13 protein-coding genes and 1 pseudogene are annotated in these 16412 nt (G+C 52.4%); 11 read left to right on the forward strand and 3 right to left on the reverse strand.

Going from position 1 to position 16412, the window contains the following annotated elements; translation table 11 throughout:
- Positions 1 to 4: 4 nt before the first annotated feature.
- Positions 5 to 109 carry an IS3 family transposase gene (locus AC27IT_RS26660; protein ID WP_487092214.1) on the forward strand — a complete coding sequence of 35 codons (105 nt, stop codon included), beginning with the start codon at positions 5 to 7 and terminating at the stop codon, positions 107 to 109.
- A gap of 821 nt (positions 110 to 930) precedes the next feature.
- Here AC27IT_RS26660 and AC27IT_RS26665 read toward each other — a convergent pair.
- Positions 931 to 2259 carry an MFS transporter gene (locus AC27IT_RS26665; RefSeq protein ID WP_007787208.1) on the reverse strand — a complete coding sequence of 443 codons (1329 nt, stop codon included), beginning with the start codon at positions 2257 to 2259 and terminating at the stop codon, positions 931 to 933.
- A 313-nt stretch (positions 2260 to 2572) separates the two neighbouring features.
- Positions 2573 to 3331 (reverse strand): IclR family transcriptional regulator, encoded by a 759-nt coding sequence (locus tag AC27IT_RS26670; protein WP_152344150.1) that lies wholly within the window; start codon positions 3329 to 3331, stop codon positions 2573 to 2575.
- A gap of 332 nt (positions 3332 to 3663) precedes the next feature.
- On the opposite strand from AC27IT_RS26670, the gene AC27IT_RS26675 reads away from it, so the two are divergent.
- From AC27IT_RS26675 to AC27IT_RS26720, 10 genes are all read left to right on the forward strand, one after another.
- Positions 3664 to 5085: a lyase family protein gene (locus AC27IT_RS26675; RefSeq protein ID WP_340673658.1), complete on the forward strand. Its 1422-nt coding sequence runs from the start codon at positions 3664 to 3666 to the stop codon at positions 5083 to 5085.
- Complete coding sequence (locus tag AC27IT_RS26680) at positions 5066 to 6598, forward strand: aldehyde dehydrogenase family protein (protein WP_007787201.1); 1533 nt, start codon at positions 5066 to 5068, stop codon at positions 6596 to 6598. Before AC27IT_RS26675 ends, AC27IT_RS26680 begins: the two co-directional genes overlap by 20 nt.
- A gap of 70 nt (positions 6599 to 6668) precedes the next feature.
- Positions 6669 to 7787 (forward strand): Zn-dependent alcohol dehydrogenase, encoded by a 1119-nt coding sequence (locus AC27IT_RS26685; protein WP_487092213.1) that lies wholly within the window; start codon positions 6669 to 6671, stop codon positions 7785 to 7787.
- A gap of 826 nt (positions 7788 to 8613) precedes the next feature.
- Complete coding sequence (locus tag AC27IT_RS26690; RefSeq protein WP_327920867.1) at positions 8614 to 9570, forward strand: sugar kinase; 957 nt, start codon at positions 8614 to 8616, stop codon at positions 9568 to 9570.
- A 46-nt stretch (positions 9571 to 9616) separates the two neighbouring features.
- Positions 9617 to 10636 (forward strand): zinc-binding alcohol dehydrogenase family protein, encoded by a 1020-nt coding sequence (locus AC27IT_RS26695; protein ID WP_283858663.1) that lies wholly within the window; start codon positions 9617 to 9619, stop codon positions 10634 to 10636.
- An 11-nt stretch (positions 10637 to 10647) separates the two neighbouring features.
- The gene (locus AC27IT_RS26700; RefSeq protein ID WP_007787193.1) at positions 10648 to 11268 is read left to right on the forward strand and encodes a bifunctional 2-keto-4-hydroxyglutarate aldolase/2-keto-3-deoxy-6-phosphogluconate aldolase; all 621 of its coding nucleotides are present in this window, start codon (positions 10648 to 10650) and stop codon (positions 11266 to 11268) included.
- Between the two features lie 12 nt (positions 11269 to 11280).
- The gene (gene uxuA / locus AC27IT_RS26705; protein WP_429778199.1) at positions 11281 to 12357 is read left to right on the forward strand and encodes a mannonate dehydratase; all 1077 of its coding nucleotides are present in this window, start codon (positions 11281 to 11283) and stop codon (positions 12355 to 12357) included.
- Positions 12354 to 13190, forward strand: a complete 837-nt coding sequence (locus AC27IT_RS26710; RefSeq protein ID WP_025845632.1) for an SDR family oxidoreductase — start codon at positions 12354 to 12356, stop codon at positions 13188 to 13190. Before uxuA ends, AC27IT_RS26710 begins: the two co-directional genes overlap by 4 nt.
- Before the next feature lie 236 nt (positions 13191 to 13426).
- Positions 13427 to 14428 (forward strand): LacI family DNA-binding transcriptional regulator, encoded by a 1002-nt coding sequence (locus tag AC27IT_RS26715; protein WP_025845630.1) that lies wholly within the window; start codon positions 13427 to 13429, stop codon positions 14426 to 14428.
- Positions 14429 to 14540: 112 nt separating this feature from the next.
- Positions 14541 to 15794: an MFS transporter gene (locus AC27IT_RS26720; RefSeq protein ID WP_007787185.1), complete on the forward strand. Its 1254-nt coding sequence runs from the start codon at positions 14541 to 14543 to the stop codon at positions 15792 to 15794.
- A gap of 9 nt (positions 15795 to 15803) precedes the next feature.
- On the opposite strand, the pseudogene AC27IT_RS26725 reads toward AC27IT_RS26720, so the two are convergent.
- A pseudogene (locus AC27IT_RS26725) lies at positions 15804 to 16256 on the reverse strand (transposase); the annotation flags it as partial.
- Positions 16257 to 16412 lie beyond the last annotated feature (156 nt).

Below are 16412 nucleotides of genomic sequence, written 5' to 3' on the forward strand. Positions count from 1 at the left end.
AGCGATATTTGAGTATATCACTTGCTTTTATAATGGAAAACGCATCCATTCATCCATTGGGTACTTCACGCCCAATCAATACGAACATATGTACCGATGTGTGGTGTAATTCTCTCGATTTTATGTGCCCAATCTATTGACAGTGGTTCAGATGTCTGCCGAAAGGGAGGGGGAGAAGTGAGGTGCGTCTTTTTGTGGACAAAAGATATTTTGTCGTGATTTCGGCAGGAAACGAGGGAGAGGTATTATAAAAATGAGGCAAATGATTTATTATAGTCGTGAGAGGACATGATTATACTTCTGCAAGTGAATACTAATGATAGGACACAGTCGGAAAGCAAGTGGAGAGAAAGTGTTTTCGAGGATGGGGCCTGTTTTTGGACAGAAAGGTAATCCTCGAAAAAAGTGCGGAATGTTGAGGGCTTTGACTATAAGCAAAGCCTTGGCATTACTGAGTTGTTCATGCCGACCAAGGTCGGTTACATTGAGGACCCGAGGTACGAGGGGACTGAAACTTTGTTTTTTTGTATGTCATCCCTTGTTGTTATCTTTGTTACATTAAGGACCCGAGCAACGAGAGCACTAAACCCTCTCCCCCACTTGTCAGAATAGCCGATTCATGCACCCATGCCTCAACGTATGGGAAGGCTCAACAAAATTTTTCCCAAAATTGCAGCAAAAGCCGAATGCTCCATAACCTGCACAAAAGCCTGCATGTAAAACACACCACCTGCCCCCTCATTACTCGCACCCCCATTTCACCCAAATCCCAAGTAGCGCGAACCCGAAGAAGAAGCCATCGACATCCCACAAGAAATAATCGCCCCACCCCCAAACCCTCTGCCCAGCACAGCAACCCCAAACAACAACAAGCCGCATCACCTGCGAAATGCAGAAGATGCGGCTCTTTTCTTTTCGTTACTGACCGAATCAAGCAGATTTCTGTATATCGCTCGCCTCGCTCAGCGACAAGTTTTTCGTTTCAGGCGCCCAGGCGATGGACACCAGTGTGCCAAGCACCAAAACGGCTGTCAGGGCGAGCATCGTCGGGTGAATCCCGTAGCTGTCGATGCCGATGGGCAAGAGGAAAGTGCCGATGGCCGAGCCGAAGCGGCTGAAAGATGTCGCCAGCCCTACGCCGCTTGAGCGGACTTCTGTCGGGAAGCTCTCTGCCGGGAAGACGCCGACGAGGTTGCTGACGGCAGACATGATTAACGTAAAGACGGCAAAAACGAGAATCATCAGGAAGGTCATACTCTCAGGCAGCACAGTCAACAGGAACAGCGTCACGGCCAAAACGATAAACGAACTAATCAAAAAGCCGCGGCGGGAAAACTTGATGGTGAACCAGATGCCCAGGATGGCACCGACGACGAGCAAGGCGTTCAGCAGCAAATCGGTACCGAAGTTTTCGCTCAGGCCCATCGTTTCCAAAATCGCGGGCAGAAACGTGTAGATAGCGAAGTAAGGGATAACCAGGCAAACGAAGAACAGGCAGTTAAAAGCTGTACGCTTGCGCATGCCTTTGCTGAACAGGCGGGCGAAGCTGCCTTGCGTTTTCGGAACGGGTGTCTCGTCATCTAAAACAATGTTGGGGCCGAGATACTTTTTGACGATTTGCCGCGCCTCATCGATTCGGCCTTTGTTAATCAGCCAGCGCGGAGATTCGGGCGTACCGATTCGCAGGAGCAAAATAATGACAGCAGGAAGGGCAGAGGAAGCCAGCATCCAGCGCCAGGCGTCAGGTCCCAGACTGAGCAGGTTCATGCCGATCACGGTAGAGGCGACGTAACCGACTGTCCAGATGACGCTGAAGGAGCCGAGCAAAACACCGCGATGCTTTTTGGGCGAAAACTCGGCCAGCATGGTGTGGCCGACACTGTAGTCCCCACCCATTCCAATTCCGATCAGGATGCGCAAGAGAAAGAGCTGTGCGGGAGTTTCAGCGAAAAATTGCAGGAAGGAGGCCAGGGTAATCAGGATAAAGCTCAGGACGAAGATTTTTTGCCTGCCGATAAAGTCAGAAATATACCCGAGAATCAGACTGCCGAGAAAAAGACCGATCAAGGCAGAGCTGCCGATCAGGCCCGTCCACAGCGGGTCCAGATTCATTTGCGGTTTGATGAGTGTGAAAGCGATTCCAATAATACCTAACACATAACCGTCAGTGAAGTGGGCGCCGAAAGTAAGCGCTGCCATCTTGATGTGGAATTTGCTCAGCGGAGCGTCATCCATTTTGATCGTTTGACTGCTGTTCACATGAACTCCCCCTTGTTGAAAGACTGAAAAGCTTGCGGTTCGCCGAAGTAGGGATTGGGCGAGGTGTATCCAAGTTGAAAAAGAAGGACCGTTCATAATGTGAACTATTTATTCGCAATGTGAAACTAAAGTGATTATATGATTGAGTGTCGAGAATTGTCAATCATTTTTCAAAATGTTCATGCCGGGCCTTCGGCGGGCTGATTTTTCTTAGAATAGCCCAATCGCCGCAAAATAAAAAAGCCTGGCGCATCATAACTAACGCACCAGGCTTCGGGTCTGTCCCGTGGGAGCGGCTCCCTTTTTGCTGCACTCATTGCAGGTGATCGGCGATGTCGCGAGCTGCCGCGAACAACTGCTCTGTACAGGCCAATACTTTTTCCTCGGTAAACCGGAAGTTCGGCCCGCAGACGCTGATGAAGGCAACGAGCGCATTTCGCTTGTCAAAAATAGGGGCGGAAATTCCGTTTTCGTTTACATCCAGCTCGCCGAGGACGATAGCGTAACCGAGCTTTTTGACCTTCTCGATTTCTTGGCGCAATCGCTCAGGATCTGTAATCGTATTCGGAGTGATTCGTTCCAGGGGCTGCTCCAGGTAGTAATTGAGCTCTTCTGCTGAAAAGGTACTGAGAAGCACCTTGCCATTGGAGGTGCAGTGCAAAGGCAAAAAGACGTTCACATAGTGAGCAACCCGCACGCTGTTCGCCGGGTCGATCTGGTCGATGGTCAGCGTGCCATAGTGCTTCGGAACGCTGAGCAGCACCGTTTCCTGCGTCTGTTCGCGCAATTGCTCCATGCTTTTTCGGGCGCGGCGAATGAGCGAGCCGTACTGCGGGGCTTGGGCAGCAAGGCGATGGGCGGCGTAGCCGAGCAAGTACCCTTTTGTCAGCGGGTCGCGTTCAATATAGCCGTGATTTTCAAGCGTTCCGATCAGTCGCCATACCGTTGTCCGATTCATTCCGGACATTTCGGCCAAATCTACGATGGAAATGGGGTCTTTGCTCTCGCCTACGAGTTGGAGGAGCTGCAGAGCACGATCGACTGCTTGAACAGATGAGTTTTCCTGTTTCATGTGCACGTTTACACTCCATTATTTTTTTCCAATGTAGATCATTATAGCGTAGATTTTTGCTTGAAAGCTATCCGTTTGTGCAGCTTCCTGCCCGCAAGCCTGCATGGAGGAAAGCCAAACAGACGGCTTCGCCGAGAAAAATTGTTTGTTTGACATCGGGAAATCGACGAATTATAATCGCGTTAAGTTCATATAGTGAACGAAATGTTCGCATTGTGATTAAATTGTCGTGTCTGCAAATAACGGCCCTTGGTCTTTTTCTTTCGGAAAAGCCACGAGCCAGTGTAGGGCTGGAGCGACGAGGATGCTTTGTTATTTGCAGAAGATGGCAGTTGCCATGTACAGTAGGGGGCAGCCTGACTTCCCCCTTTTGGGAGGCGGTTTACATTTCCTGCGACGGATGGGTAGCAACGAGAAAAGAACAGGATTCGTTTGGCACGGTGGAGATTCCACAGGAGGCGCTTTACGGGATTCAAACCGTGAGAGCGTTGCAAAATCTCTCGTTTTCGGGCAAGCGCCTGGGGCAGTATCCCACCTATATCGCTGCGCTGGCGCAGGTGAAGAAGGCTGCGGCACGGGCGAATGAACGAGCGGGGGTACTTGCTGCCGATATTTGTGCGGCAATTGAAAAAGCTTGCGACGAGCTGATCGCCGGAGCGCATTTGGAGCATTTTCCGGTCGATATGTTGCATGGCGGCGGCGGGATTGGAACAAACATGAACGTCAACGAGGTGATTGCCAATCTGGCAAACGGGCATGCGGGGATGGCGCACGGGACGTATTCTCCGGTTCATCCGGTCGATCATGTGAACGCTTCCCAGTCCACGTCAGACGTTTGCCATACGGCGATGCGCATGGCGATTGTCCAGGAGTACGAGGGCCTCAACGAACTGCTGGCCCGCATGCAAAAGACGTGGGAAAGGCTGACGACGAACCTGATGAGCGTGACGACCATTGCCCGAACATGCTTGCAAGATGGCATGCGGGTCCAGTTGGGCGAGACGTTCAGCGGGTATGGGGCAGTCATTGGGAGGCGCCATGCCGCATTGACGCATGCTGTACAGCAGTTGAATGCCGTCAATTTGGGCGGTACGGTCATCGGCTCGGGAGTGGGAGCGCCAAAAGCTTATCGCGATGCGGTTCTCTCCGAGCTTTGCGAGGTGTCCGGACAAAAGCTGCATCATCGGGAAAACTTGTTCGACGCGGCGCAAAACATGGACGATCTGGCGCAAGTCTCCGCGCAACTGTCCTTGTTGGCGACGTGTTTGTTGAAAATTTCCAAAGATTTGCGCCTACTGTCATCCGGTCCGGAGGCTGGCTTTGCAGAAATTACGCTGCCAGGCGTGCAGGCGGGGTCTTCCTTTTTCCCCGGAAAAATTAATCCGGTCGTACCCGAGACTCTCATCCAAAGCTGCTTTCAGGTTTTGGGGTGTGACCGGGTTGTCCAGGCGACGCTTGCGCATGGCGAACTGGATTTGAACGTATTTGAGGGAGCAGCGGGAGCCAATATTTTGGATGCGTTGCAGATGCTGAAGCAGTCCCTCGCCCTTTTCCATGAGAAATGTCTGGCGGGCATTGAAGCCAACGAAGCAAGATGCGCAGAGCTTGCCAACAGCTTCATTCCGCTCGTGGTCGAGTTGAAAGAGACGCACGGGTACAGCTTCGTTTCCCGGCTGCTCAAGGAACAAGGCAGGGAAGGGGTCAAAAGCTTTTCGCGAAACGGAGGTCATCACAGTGAACGAGACAAATGCTAAAAAGCAATTTGAAGGAATCGACCAGCCGAAGCTGGCGTGGGCAAAAGAATGGCTGCAACAGACGAAAAAGCTGTATATCAACGGCCAATGGGCAGACAGCACAGGGGATGAAATCATTACGTCGACGAATCCTGCAAACGGTCTCATCAACGGTTCGTTCCAGGTAGCGGCTCCAGAGGACGTCGATCGCGCAGTCGCAGCGGCACGTGCGGCTTTTGACGATGAGAACGGGGCATGGCGCAAGACAACGCGCAAGGAGCGGGCAAAAATTTTGCGCAAGATCAGCGCCCTTCTGGTCGAGCATCAGGCGGAGCTGGCCACGTTGGAAACGCTGGACAACGGCAAGCTGTACACCGAGTCCTACAAGGACGACGTGCAGGAAGCTTCGGATGTGTTCGAATACTACGCAGGCTGGACAGACAAATACTACGGGGAAAACAATCCGGTCGAAGGCAACTTCCTGAGCGTAACTACCCGGGACCCGATTGGCGTATGCGCGCAAATTGTGCCGTTCAACTTCCCGATTGATATGGCCGCGTGGAAGCTTGCTCCTGCCCTTGCCATGGGCAATACGATCATCCTGAAGCCTTCGGAGGAAACGTCTTTTTCTGCCATCCGCTTGTTTGAGCTGATTCATGAAGCAGACATTTTACCGCCGGGCGTCATTAACCTCGTGCTTGGCGCAGGCAGTGTCGGTTCGCAGTTGAGCCGCCATATGAATGTGGACAAGGTGACTTTTACAGGAAGCACGGCTGTGGGCAGACAGCTTGTCCGGGATTCCGCCGATTCCAATCTCAAGCCCGTCTCGCTGGAGCTGGGCGGCAAATCCCCGAATATTTTGTTCAGCGACGCACCGAATTTGGAGGCCGCGATCGAACGTTCTTTTTACGGGCTGTTCACGCATAAGGCGGAAAAATGTTCAGCGCCGACCCGGCTGTTCGTGCAGCGCGACATTTACGAGCAAGTAGTCGAGCGGCTTGCGGCGATGGCTGACAGCTACAAGCTGGGAGATCCTTTTGACCCGGAGACAGACCAGGGCGCACAAGTGTCCAGAAAGCAAATGGAGCGCATCCTGGGCTACATCGCGAGCGGAAAGGAACAAGGCGCGCGCGTAGCGGCAGGCGGCGAGCGCGACCTGACCGGAGACAATGCCAACGGCTACTTCATCCGCCCGACCATTTTTGCCGACGTGCACAACAAAATGAAGATCGCGCAAGAAGAAATCTTCGGTCCGGTGCTTTGCGTGATTCCGTTTGACACCGAGGAAGAAGTGGTGGAAATGGCGAACGACACCGTCTACGGCCTGGCGGCAGGTTTGTGGACAGGCGATATGTCGCGCGCGCATCGCGTGGCAAACAAGCTGCAGGCAGGCCAAGTATTCGTCAATCGCTACGGCTGCTATGACTTCGCAAGCCCGTTCGGCGGCTGGAAGCAAAGCGGTTGGGGCAAAGAGTTCGCGATTCACTCCTTGTCATCCTATACAAAGGCAAAAGCGATCTGGTTTGCCTACTGAGTTTGCGCTTTTCCTTGCGTTACCAAAGCTATTCCACTACGAGTTCAGTCCGCGAAAGAGGGAGTCAGACATGAAAATGAGAGCAGCCGTGATGACAGGCGTCGGCCAACCGCTTGCCATCCAAGAAGTCACACTGGACGCACCAAAAGCAAATGAGGTCTTGGTCAAAATAGCAGCAACAGGCGTCTGCCACAGCGACCTGAACGCGCTGGAGGATGCGAGCACGCCATTTCCAACCATTTTGGGGCACGAGGGCGCCGGGATCGTCGAAGCCGTAGGGCCGAACGTCACAAAAGTAAAGCCGGGCGATAAAGTAGCGCTGAGCTGGGTTCCGTACTGCGGCACCTGCGAATTTTGCGTGACGGGCGATGTACATTTGTGCGAGGCGGCATTCGGTCCGATGTTTGAGGGAACCTTGCTGGATGGCACGAGCCGTCTGAGCAAGGAAGGCGAAAAGATTTACCACAATTCGCTCTTGTCTACCTTTGCTGAATATACCGTTGTCCCGGAAATGTCCTGCGTCAAGCTGCCGGACGAAATGCCGCTCGCGCAAGCTTCGCTGATCGGCTGCGGCGTCGCGACCGGATACGGCGCAGCCGTTCACGCCGCGGGTGTGACCCCAGGCAGCACGGTAGCAGTATTCGGCATCGGCGGCGTCGGAGTCAACGCGATCCAGGGCGCGCGCATCGCCGGCGCTTCCAAAATCATTGCTTGCGACATGAAGCCAGCCAACTTGGAGATCGCGAAAAAATTTGGCGCGACGCATACGATTCTCGTAGGAGAAGAAAATGCGGAGGAGCGGCTGAAAGAGCTGACGGACGGATTCGGCGTTCACTTTGCCATCGATTGCACAGGAAACACGCATGCGACCCAGAGCGCCTGGAAAGGTACGCGCAAAGGCGGCACCGTCGTCGTCATTGGCGCGTTCCATCCCGCTAAAGAAATTACGCTCCCAGCCGGCGGCTTCCACCGCGTCGGCAAAGTGCTGAAAGGCAGCTTTTACGGCAACACCCAGCCATTCCGCGACTTTCCGGCGATCGCCAGGCTGTACCTGGACGGAAAGTTCAATCTGGACGATCTGGTGCTGGACCGCATCGGGCTGGACGAGATCAACAAAGCTTTTGACTCGTTCCACGATGCATGCTGCATCAACGTTGGCAGAACGGTTATCGAGTTTTCTGAAAACTAGACAGAGGGAGCGTTCCTCCTGCTTGCACTCGCGCTTGGGTGGAGCAGGAGGTTTTTTTGTGGAAGGGGTTGTTGACAGGATGGGCATAGAGTGGGGGACAGCGGGAAAGAAAGTGGCTCCTGCAACGGTGTTATCTGTTATCGTCCGTACGGATCGCTTTTTCCATCTGGGGGATCGTGTGACGGAAAATATCAGATAAAAGTAGCGGAGATGATTTTGGGTGTTGTCAAATTATTTCGGATGGGCGTATTTTTTTTGGTGGAGTGAAGTGCTTCTTTATTTTTGCCGGATTTTTGGCTCACCAAGTGTAGTCGATCCAACTTGGCAATGTGAGCGTGCGGGGGTGGGAGGGGCGAAGGTCAGACGTTTTGCCCCCAACAGATTTCTCTTTTCCCGCCAATCCATCCCAGCATAAAAAGCGAATGCTGCTTTTCACTAATCACCTACCCCCATTATCCTTGACGTTCCAAAAGTAATGCATGATGCCCCCTCCCACCATGGCTGCCTCGCTTACAGCAGCGCCTCGACGACTTTTCCCAAAAAGCATTCCCCAACACATGCCCCTACCGACCAGTCAACCAGCCATTAATCCCCCTCCCCAAAAACCCAAAGAATTTTCTGTTGATTTCGCAAAGTCTTTAAATTATAATTTTAAAAAAGTCAACTAAATCGGTTTATATATTTTTTACTCACTAGCTAAACCGATTTATCAAAACCTGAGGAAACAAAGCTTGCCAACAAGCAAATAAAGCAACCAAACAACAATCAAGCAGGCAATCAATCCTCACAACGCATTGGTGCATGGCTTAAAGAAGGAGGATCTGTAATGTCGTCAAAATATGGCGTTTTTACATTAGGGGACGCCATGGTTACGTTAAATCCGTCAGTAACGGGACCCCTGCGATTTGTCCCTGCGTTTGAAAGGAAGGCTGGAGGAGCGGAGTTCAACTTTGCGATCGGTTGCTCGCGGCTCGGGTTGCGGTCGAAGTGGTTGAGCCGTTTGGGACAGGATGAGTTCGGGCGGTTCATCTACAATTTTGCCCGCGGGGAAGGGATCGACGTGGAGGATGTCGCTTTTGTCGAAGGCTATCCGACGTCGGTGAACTTCAAGGAAATCCGGGAGGACGGCTCCGGAAAAACGTTTTATTACCGCTATCACTCCCCGATCCTGACGTTGCAGCCAGGTGATATTACAAAAAAGATGTTCGAGGGAATCCATCTCATCCACATCACGGGCGTGTTTCTGGCGATTGACCCGAAAAACGTGGAGATTGTCAAGCGAGTGATCGAGGTCGCGCGGCAAAAGAGCATCCCGGTGTCGTTTGACCCGAATATCCGCCTGAAGCTGTGGACGATTGAGGAAGCGAGAGCTGTGTATGCGGAGCTGTTCCCGTTTGTCGATATTTTGCTGACGGGACGAGATGAAATCGAGCTGATACTCGGAGATGCCTCGGAGGCTGCGCTTGTAGAATTTGCGAAGCGCTTCCAGATCGAGCAGTTGGTTATCAAGGACGGGGCTAACGGGTCCAAGGTGTACCACAATGGCGTCTGGCATGTGAAAAAAGCTTTCCCGGTCGTGCCCGTAGACACGGTTGGCGCAGGGGACGGCTTCGATGCCGGCTACATTTACGGTTACTTGCACGGCTTGCCGCTGGACCGCAGACTGGAATTTGCCAATGCGGTAGGCGCGATTGTGACGACCGTGTCGGGAGATAACGAAGGGTTGCCTTACGCCGAGGAAGTGTGGTCCTTTTTGCAAAACGAAACCGTGATTGCCAGATAAGCAGCGACATGGGCGCTATCCATTCTTTCAAAAAGCAGGTGGAAAAATGAAAGCGGTTCAAGTACGAAAAGCACATGAGCTTGTCATCCAGCATGTAGAGAAGCCCCAGATTTCCAACCCGACCGATGTGCTGGTAAAAGTAAAGCGAGTCGGGATATGCGGCTCGGATATGCACATTTACCACGGGACAAATCCGCTTGCGACTTTGCCGCGGGTGGTCGGGCATGAAGTAGCCGGAGAAGTCGTAGCCATTGGCGAGAAGGTGACCAGTGTCCACGTAGGCGATCATGTGGTGGTGGAACCGATCCGCTATTGCGGAGCGTGCTACGCTTGCCGCAAAGGTCGTCCGAATGTGTGCGAAAAGCTCTCCGTGTTTGGCGTCCACGAAGATGGCGGGATGCGGGAATGGTTTGTGCTTCCTGAAAAGCAGCTCCATGTGGTGGACGCTGCGCTGCCGTGGGAAGAAGCCGTTTTGGCGGAGCCTTACACAATCGGTGCGCAAGCCGTGTGGAGAGGGGAAGTCGAGGAGGGAGACACTGTCCTGATTCAAGGAGCGGGGCCGATCGGGATTTGCATTCTGAAGATGGCGAAGCTCCAGGGAGCAACGGTGATGATGACCGATTTGAGCGAGCAGCGCCTGGCTTTTGCCAAGGAAAACGGCGCAGACGTCACGGTGAACGCCGGACAGGAAGACGTGCGCCAACGCGTGCAGGAGTGGACGAATGGCGAAGGCGCGAATGTCGTGATTGATGCGGTTTGCTTGCCGATGACGTTTGAGCTGTCCTTCGACGTTGTTTCGGTGGCTGGGCGGATTGTCGTGCTTGGCTTTGACGAGCGTCCTTCCGCGATTCCGCAGTTGCCGATCACGAAAAAAGAAGTGACGATCAAAGGCTCCAGACTTCAGACCAACCAGTTCGGCAAAGTAGTCAAACTGCTGAACGAAGGAAAGCTCCGGCATAACGGGCTGGTCACGCACACGTTTTCGCTCGATGAGGTCCAGCAGGCGTTTGATTTCGTAGAAAGTCATCCAGAACAAGTGCGAAAAGCGATCATCGTATTTGAGTAAGGAGGAAGCGAATGGATAAATACGCGGTGATTCAGCAAATCATGAAGACGAAGGTCGTCGCGGTGATTCGCGGACAGACTGGCGAGGAAGCGGTTCAGCTCTCAAAAGCGGCGATAGAAGGCGGGATTCGCGCCATCGAACTGACCTATACGACTCCGGCTATTGCTGATGTGTTCCGGGAGCTGCAGCATACAGACGCTCTCCTGGGTGCCGGTTCCGTCATGGATTCGGAAACGGCACGGCACGCCATATTGGCAGGCGCCAAATTCGTCGTCAGCTCCCATTTTATTGAAAGCGTTGCCGAGCTGTGCAATCGCTACGGAGTTCCGTATATGCCGGGCTGCATGACGATTCGCGAAATGGCGCTGGCTCTTGAGGCCGGATGCGATGTGTTGAAGCTGTTCCCGGCCAACCATTTTGCGCCTTCCTTCATCAAATCGGTCAACGGTCCGCTGCCGAACGCGCGCATCATGCCGACTGGCGGGATCAATCTGGACAATGTGCAGGAATGGCTGAAGGCAGGGGCGGTTGCGGCCGGAATCGGCAGCGACTTGAACAAAGCGTTCCAGAGCGGGGGCTATGAAGCCGTCGTGGAATTGAGCAAACAATATATGCAAAAGAGTGCAGAATAACGGGGGTGCGCCATGAATATCACGTTCAGATGGTATGGGAGAGGCAATGACACGGTAACGCTTGACCAGGTCAAACAAATCCCGGGAGTAAAAGGGATTGTCTGGGCATTGCACCAAAAGCCTGTCGGAGAAGTATGGGAAAAAGCAGAAATCCAAGCGGAAATCGACTACATCCAATCCTTTGGCTTCCACGCCGATGTCGTTGAAAGCGTTAACGTCCACGAGTCGATCAAGCTGGGCAACGAAGACCGGATGAAATATATCGAAAATTACAAAGAGACGATCCGCAACCTCGGCGCAGCCGGAGTCAAAGTCATCTGCTACAACTTCATGCCGATTTTTGACTGGACCCGCACCGAAATGTTCCACTCGCTGGAAGACGGCTCCACGGCTTTGTTTTACGAAAAAGCAAAAGTGGATAACCTCGACCCGCAGGAGCTTATCAACACAGTGGCAGCCGCTTCCGACTTGACGCTGCCGGGCTGGGAACCGGAAAAGCTGGCGCGCATTTCCGAGCTGTTCGAAGCCTACAAACATGTAGATGAAGAAAAGCTCTGGGAGAACCTGGGGATTTTCCTGAAAGAAATCTTGCCTGTCGCGGAAGAAAGCGGAATCAAAATGGCGATCCATCCGGACGATCCGCCATGGTCGATCTTCGGCTTGCCGCGCATCATCACGGGACCTGAAAGCTACGAGAAGCTCATTGCGATTTCGGATTCCCCGGCGAATGGCATTACGATGTGCACAGGCTCGATGGGGGCCAACCCGGAAAACGATATGGTGGAAATCGCGAAAAAGTACGCGTATCTCGCTCCTTTTTCCCATATCCGCAATGTGAAAATTTATGAAAACGGAGACTTCGTGGAAACTTCCCATTACACCCAAGACGGCTCTATCAACGTACAGGGTGTGGTGGAGCAGTTGAGCAAGCAAAACTACACCGGCTATGTCAGACCTGACCACGGGCGCCATATTTGGGGAGAGGTTTGCCGCCCTGGCTACGGACTGTACGACCGTGCTCTGGGGATCATGTACTTGCTCGGCTTGTGGGATGCCCATGAAGCAAGCAAGGCGGGGAGCAAGCAATGATTCCGATTCACGAAAACTTAAACGGAAGAGTCGCCGTCATCACAGGCGGCAGCGGCGTATTGTGTTCGAGAATGGCAGAGGAATTGGCGCGCCACGGGATGAAGCTGGCGATTTTGAACAGGACGGCGGAAAAAGGACAGCAGGTAGTCGACAGCATCAGCCAAGCAGGCGGAACCGCCATGGCGATCGCAGCGAATGTCCTGGACAAAGCTTCTCTCGTCGCAGCCAGAGAGCAGATTTTGGCAGCATACGGCCGCGTAGACATGCTTATCAATGGCGCGGGCGGCAACCACCCTGATGCGATCACCGCTGCCGAGACATACGAGGAAGAGGCGGACGGAAAATCGTTTTTCGACTTGGAGGAAAGTGGTTTCTCGCAAGTGTTCTCCAGCAACTTCACGGGCACATTTTTGGCAAGTCAGGTGTTCGGGAGAGCGTTGCTGCAAGCGGAAGCACCTGTTATCATCAACGTTTCGTCGATGAGCGCCTACTCCCCGATGACAAAGGTGCCCGCCTACAGCGCGGCCAAGGCTTCCATCAACAACTTCACCATGTGGATGGCGGTTCACTTTGCCGAGGCAGGGCTGCGCGTGAATGCGATCGCTCCCGGATTCTTTTTGACGCAGCAAAACCGCAACCTGCTACTGAACGAAGACGGCAGCTACACAGCCAGATCGAACAAAATCATTACCGCTACGCCGATGAAGCGGTTTGGCCAGCCGGAAGACTTGCTCGGCACACTGCTCTGGCTCGCCGATGAATCATACTCCGGCTTTGTCACCGGGATCACGGTGCCTGTCGACGGCGGATTCATGGCCTACTCCGGCGTGTAAACAAACGTGGCAGCCTGACGCAACAGTCGCATTCGAATCGTGGACATGGATGGAAAAGGTGCTCTCTTTACAGCCGCAAACGCAAGGGAAATCGGCAATTGTAAATCTGTTCCACATCCGATAGAATATTTCTTGATTGCAGGATAAACCGTTTTATCTCTGCGAACAAAGACGAGACTATGAGGAAATGATCGTATCGTGGACCGGATTTACTTTACAAGACAGGAATGAGTGAACTGAAAAACATTACCATTGCCGATGTTGCGAAACATGCGAATGTATCGAAGAGCACCGTCTCCCAATACTTGAACAAGCGATATGAATACATGAGTGAAAAAACACGGAAAAAGATTGAGGAAACGATCAAGGAATTGAACTACGAGCCGAATATTATTGCCCGCAGCCTGAAGCAGAAGTCTACGTTTACCGTAGGGGTAGTCGTGGCCAATATTCTTCATACGTTTTCCACCCAAATCATCCGTGCGATTGAAAACTATTTTTATCAACAAGACTTTCACATTATTGTCTGCAACGCGGATGACGAGCCTAAAAAGGAAAAAAAATATATCGAAATGTTGAGGGCAAAGCAGGTCGATGGCATCATTATTTTTCCGACAGGCGGCAATCTTGAGCTGTACAAACGGATGAAGCGCGACGAGTTTCCGATTGTGTTCATGGACCGGACGATCCAAGACCTGGGCATTACGACAGTCATGCTCGACAACCATCTTGCGGCCAAACTGGCTGTCGATCATTTTGTCGAAAAGGGTTATGAGAATATTGCTATTGTTACTACTTCCATCATTCGCAATATCAGCCCGCGCGTTGAGCGTATCCAAGGCTACAAGGATGCCTTGCAGGCCCATGACCTCCCCGTCCATCCAGACTACATCAAGACGGCAGACGTAGAAAAAATTCCCGCAGCGCTATCGGAGCTGTTCGCTTTGGCGAAGCCGCCGGAAGCGATTCTGGCCGGAAACGATATCGTGCTGAATGAAGTTTTGCGCTATATGAAAAAGTACGGGTTGAAAATTCCCGAAGACGCTGCAGTGATCGGGATTGACGATGTTTCCTACGCCGACTTTTACACGCCGCCGATCACGACAGTCAAGCAGCCGGCCATCGAAATGGCGAATCTGGCCGCCGAGCTGTTGCTAAATCAAATCAAAAAAACAGGAAGTGTAGATACAAGCGTGCACCGCTTGAAACCTATTTTGCTTCCGCGAAGCTCCTGTTAGGTTTTCAAGTAAAAAAGCAATCGCTTTTTTACTTGTTGAATACTAAATCGGTTTATGGAATCGTTTACAAACAGAACATGCTCGCACGCTAACAGTTTGAGGAGGGGTATCCATGTTTTCTCAAGGCAAAGGAATGATTATTCTTTTCCTGTTCCTGGCAGGTGTTATCAACTATTTGGACCGTTCTGCCTTGTCTATTGCGGCTCCGTTTATCAAAGAGGATCTGTCTTTGACCGCAACCGAGATGGGGATTATTTTCAGCAGCTTTTCTGTCGGCTACGCGATATTCAACTTTTTGGGCGGAGTCGCCTCCGACCGCTATGGAGCGAAGCTGACGCTTTTTGTGGCGATGATCGTGTGGTCGTTGTTTAGCGGAGCGCTTGTGCTGGCTGTCGGCTTTGTGAGCATGATCGTCATTCGCGTGCTGTTCGGGATGGGCGAAGGCCCGCTGTCGGCCACCATCAGCAAAATGGTCAACAACTGGTTCCCTCAAAATCAGCGAGCATCGGTCATCGGTTTGACGAATAGCGGCACACCGCTGGGCGGCGCCATCTCCGGACCGATTGTCGGATTTATCGCCATTGCTTACGGCTGGAAAGTTTCGTTTATCGCGATTGCTATCATCGGCATTATCTGGGCAATTTTCTGGTGGAAATACGTCAAGGAAAGACCAGAAGGAGCATCATCCCAGGCGATCGCGGAAAGCGCGGCGGCTGTGGAAAACGCGCCTGCCGGAGCACCCGAAAAGCTGCGCCTGACATTTTACCTGAAGCAAAAAACCGTTTTGTTTACCGCCTTTGCGTTCTTTGCCTATAACTATATTTTGTTCTTCTTCTTGACCTGGTTCCCGAGCTTTTTGATTGATGCCCGCGGCTTGAGCGTGCAGGAAATGAGCATTATTACGGTTATCCCGTGGGTGTTGGGCTTTGTCGGTCTTGCCCTGGGCGGTTTTGTATCCGATTTCTTCCTGAAGCGATTCGTCAACAAAGGCGTGCTGTTCTCGCGCAAGCTTGTACTGGTAACTTGCCTGTTCATGTCGGCTGTCTGCATTGGCTTTGCAGGCGTCATTACGACAACCGCTGGCGCGGTGGCCCTCGTTGCCCTCTCTGTATTTTTCCTCTATCTGACAGGGGCGATCTACTGGGCGATCATTAACGATGTGGTCGACCGCAACAACGTCGGCTCTGTTGGCGGCTTCATGCACTTCCTGGCAAACACAGCCGGGATCATCGGCCCGACATTGACTGGTTATATTGTCGACACGTCCGGCACGTACACAGCGGCGTTCTTGCTGGCAGGCGCCCTGGCCGTGTGCGCGTCGCTCGCGGTGATTCGGTTTGTGCGGCCGATTTTTAAGTCGGCGTAGGTGGAGTGTGGCTTTCGGATGCGTCGCGTCCACAATGATGGAAGTACTCTTTAGAATGCCTTGTCCAGTTGCCAGTTCGACGGTTTTGCCAATGAACAAATCCAGTAGATTTAGGTCTTTTAACCGCAACTTTCGGAACTTCGTAAGTGAACTCGGGTCAATGACTGCTTCTTCTGGTGCCATCTGCAGAAAGTATTTAAACGACATGTTATACCGGGAGCGCTCGATCAGTACCGCGTCCGACAACTCAAAAATGGCTTTAAGGAGCAAATATTTAAACATCCGCAAGGGGGCGATAGCATTGCGTCCGTTATCCAAGCAGTAGTTTGCTTTTAGTTCGTTGTAGACGAAGGAGAAGTCCACCAGCTCGTTAATCTGCCATAGCATGTTATCCTTAGGCACGATGAGGTCGTATAATGCCGTGTAAGGACTGTACGCAAATGGAATTTGGGGCTGGATCAATGGGATTATGCAGCAAAAAAGGTACCGCTGGGTCTGTCCAGTATTTTGTGTAAACCCTTTTGGAATAAAAAACTAGCGTAAGTATTGGCCGATCCGATCCGGGAAGAAAACGGAGAGCTGGAGGAGCATTTGCCCCCAGTTCTGCACTCGTCCAGT

Source organism: Brevibacillus sp. YAE8, from assembly GCF_057543335.1.

Excerpts from the sequence above, each read along its gene's own strand:
- AC27IT_RS26700 (WP_007787193.1), top strand. The coding sequence starts at position 10,648 with ATGGATAAATACGCGGTGATTCAGCAAATCATGAAGACGAAGGTCGTC.
- AC27IT_RS26710 (WP_025845632.1), top strand. The coding sequence starts at position 12,354 with ATGATTCCGATTCACGAAAACTTAAACGGAAGAGTCGCCGTCATCACA.
- AC27IT_RS26695 (WP_283858663.1), top strand. The coding sequence starts at position 9,617 with ATGAAAGCGGTTCAAGTACGAAAAGCACATGAGCTTGTCATCCAGCAT.
- AC27IT_RS26685 (WP_487092213.1), top strand. The coding sequence starts at position 6,669 with ATGAAAATGAGAGCAGCCGTGATGACAGGCGTCGGCCAACCGCTTGCC.
- uxuA (WP_429778199.1), top strand. The coding sequence starts at position 11,281 with ATGAATATCACGTTCAGATGGTATGGGAGAGGCAATGACACGGTAACG.
- AC27IT_RS26670 (WP_152344150.1), bottom strand. The coding sequence starts at position 3,331 with ATGAAACAGGAAAACTCATCTGTTCAAGCAGTCGATCGTGCTCTGCAG.
- AC27IT_RS26720 (WP_007787185.1), top strand. The coding sequence starts at position 14,541 with ATGTTTTCTCAAGGCAAAGGAATGATTATTCTTTTCCTGTTCCTGGCA.
- AC27IT_RS26690 (WP_327920867.1), top strand. The coding sequence starts at position 8,614 with ATGTCGTCAAAATATGGCGTTTTTACATTAGGGGACGCCATGGTTACG.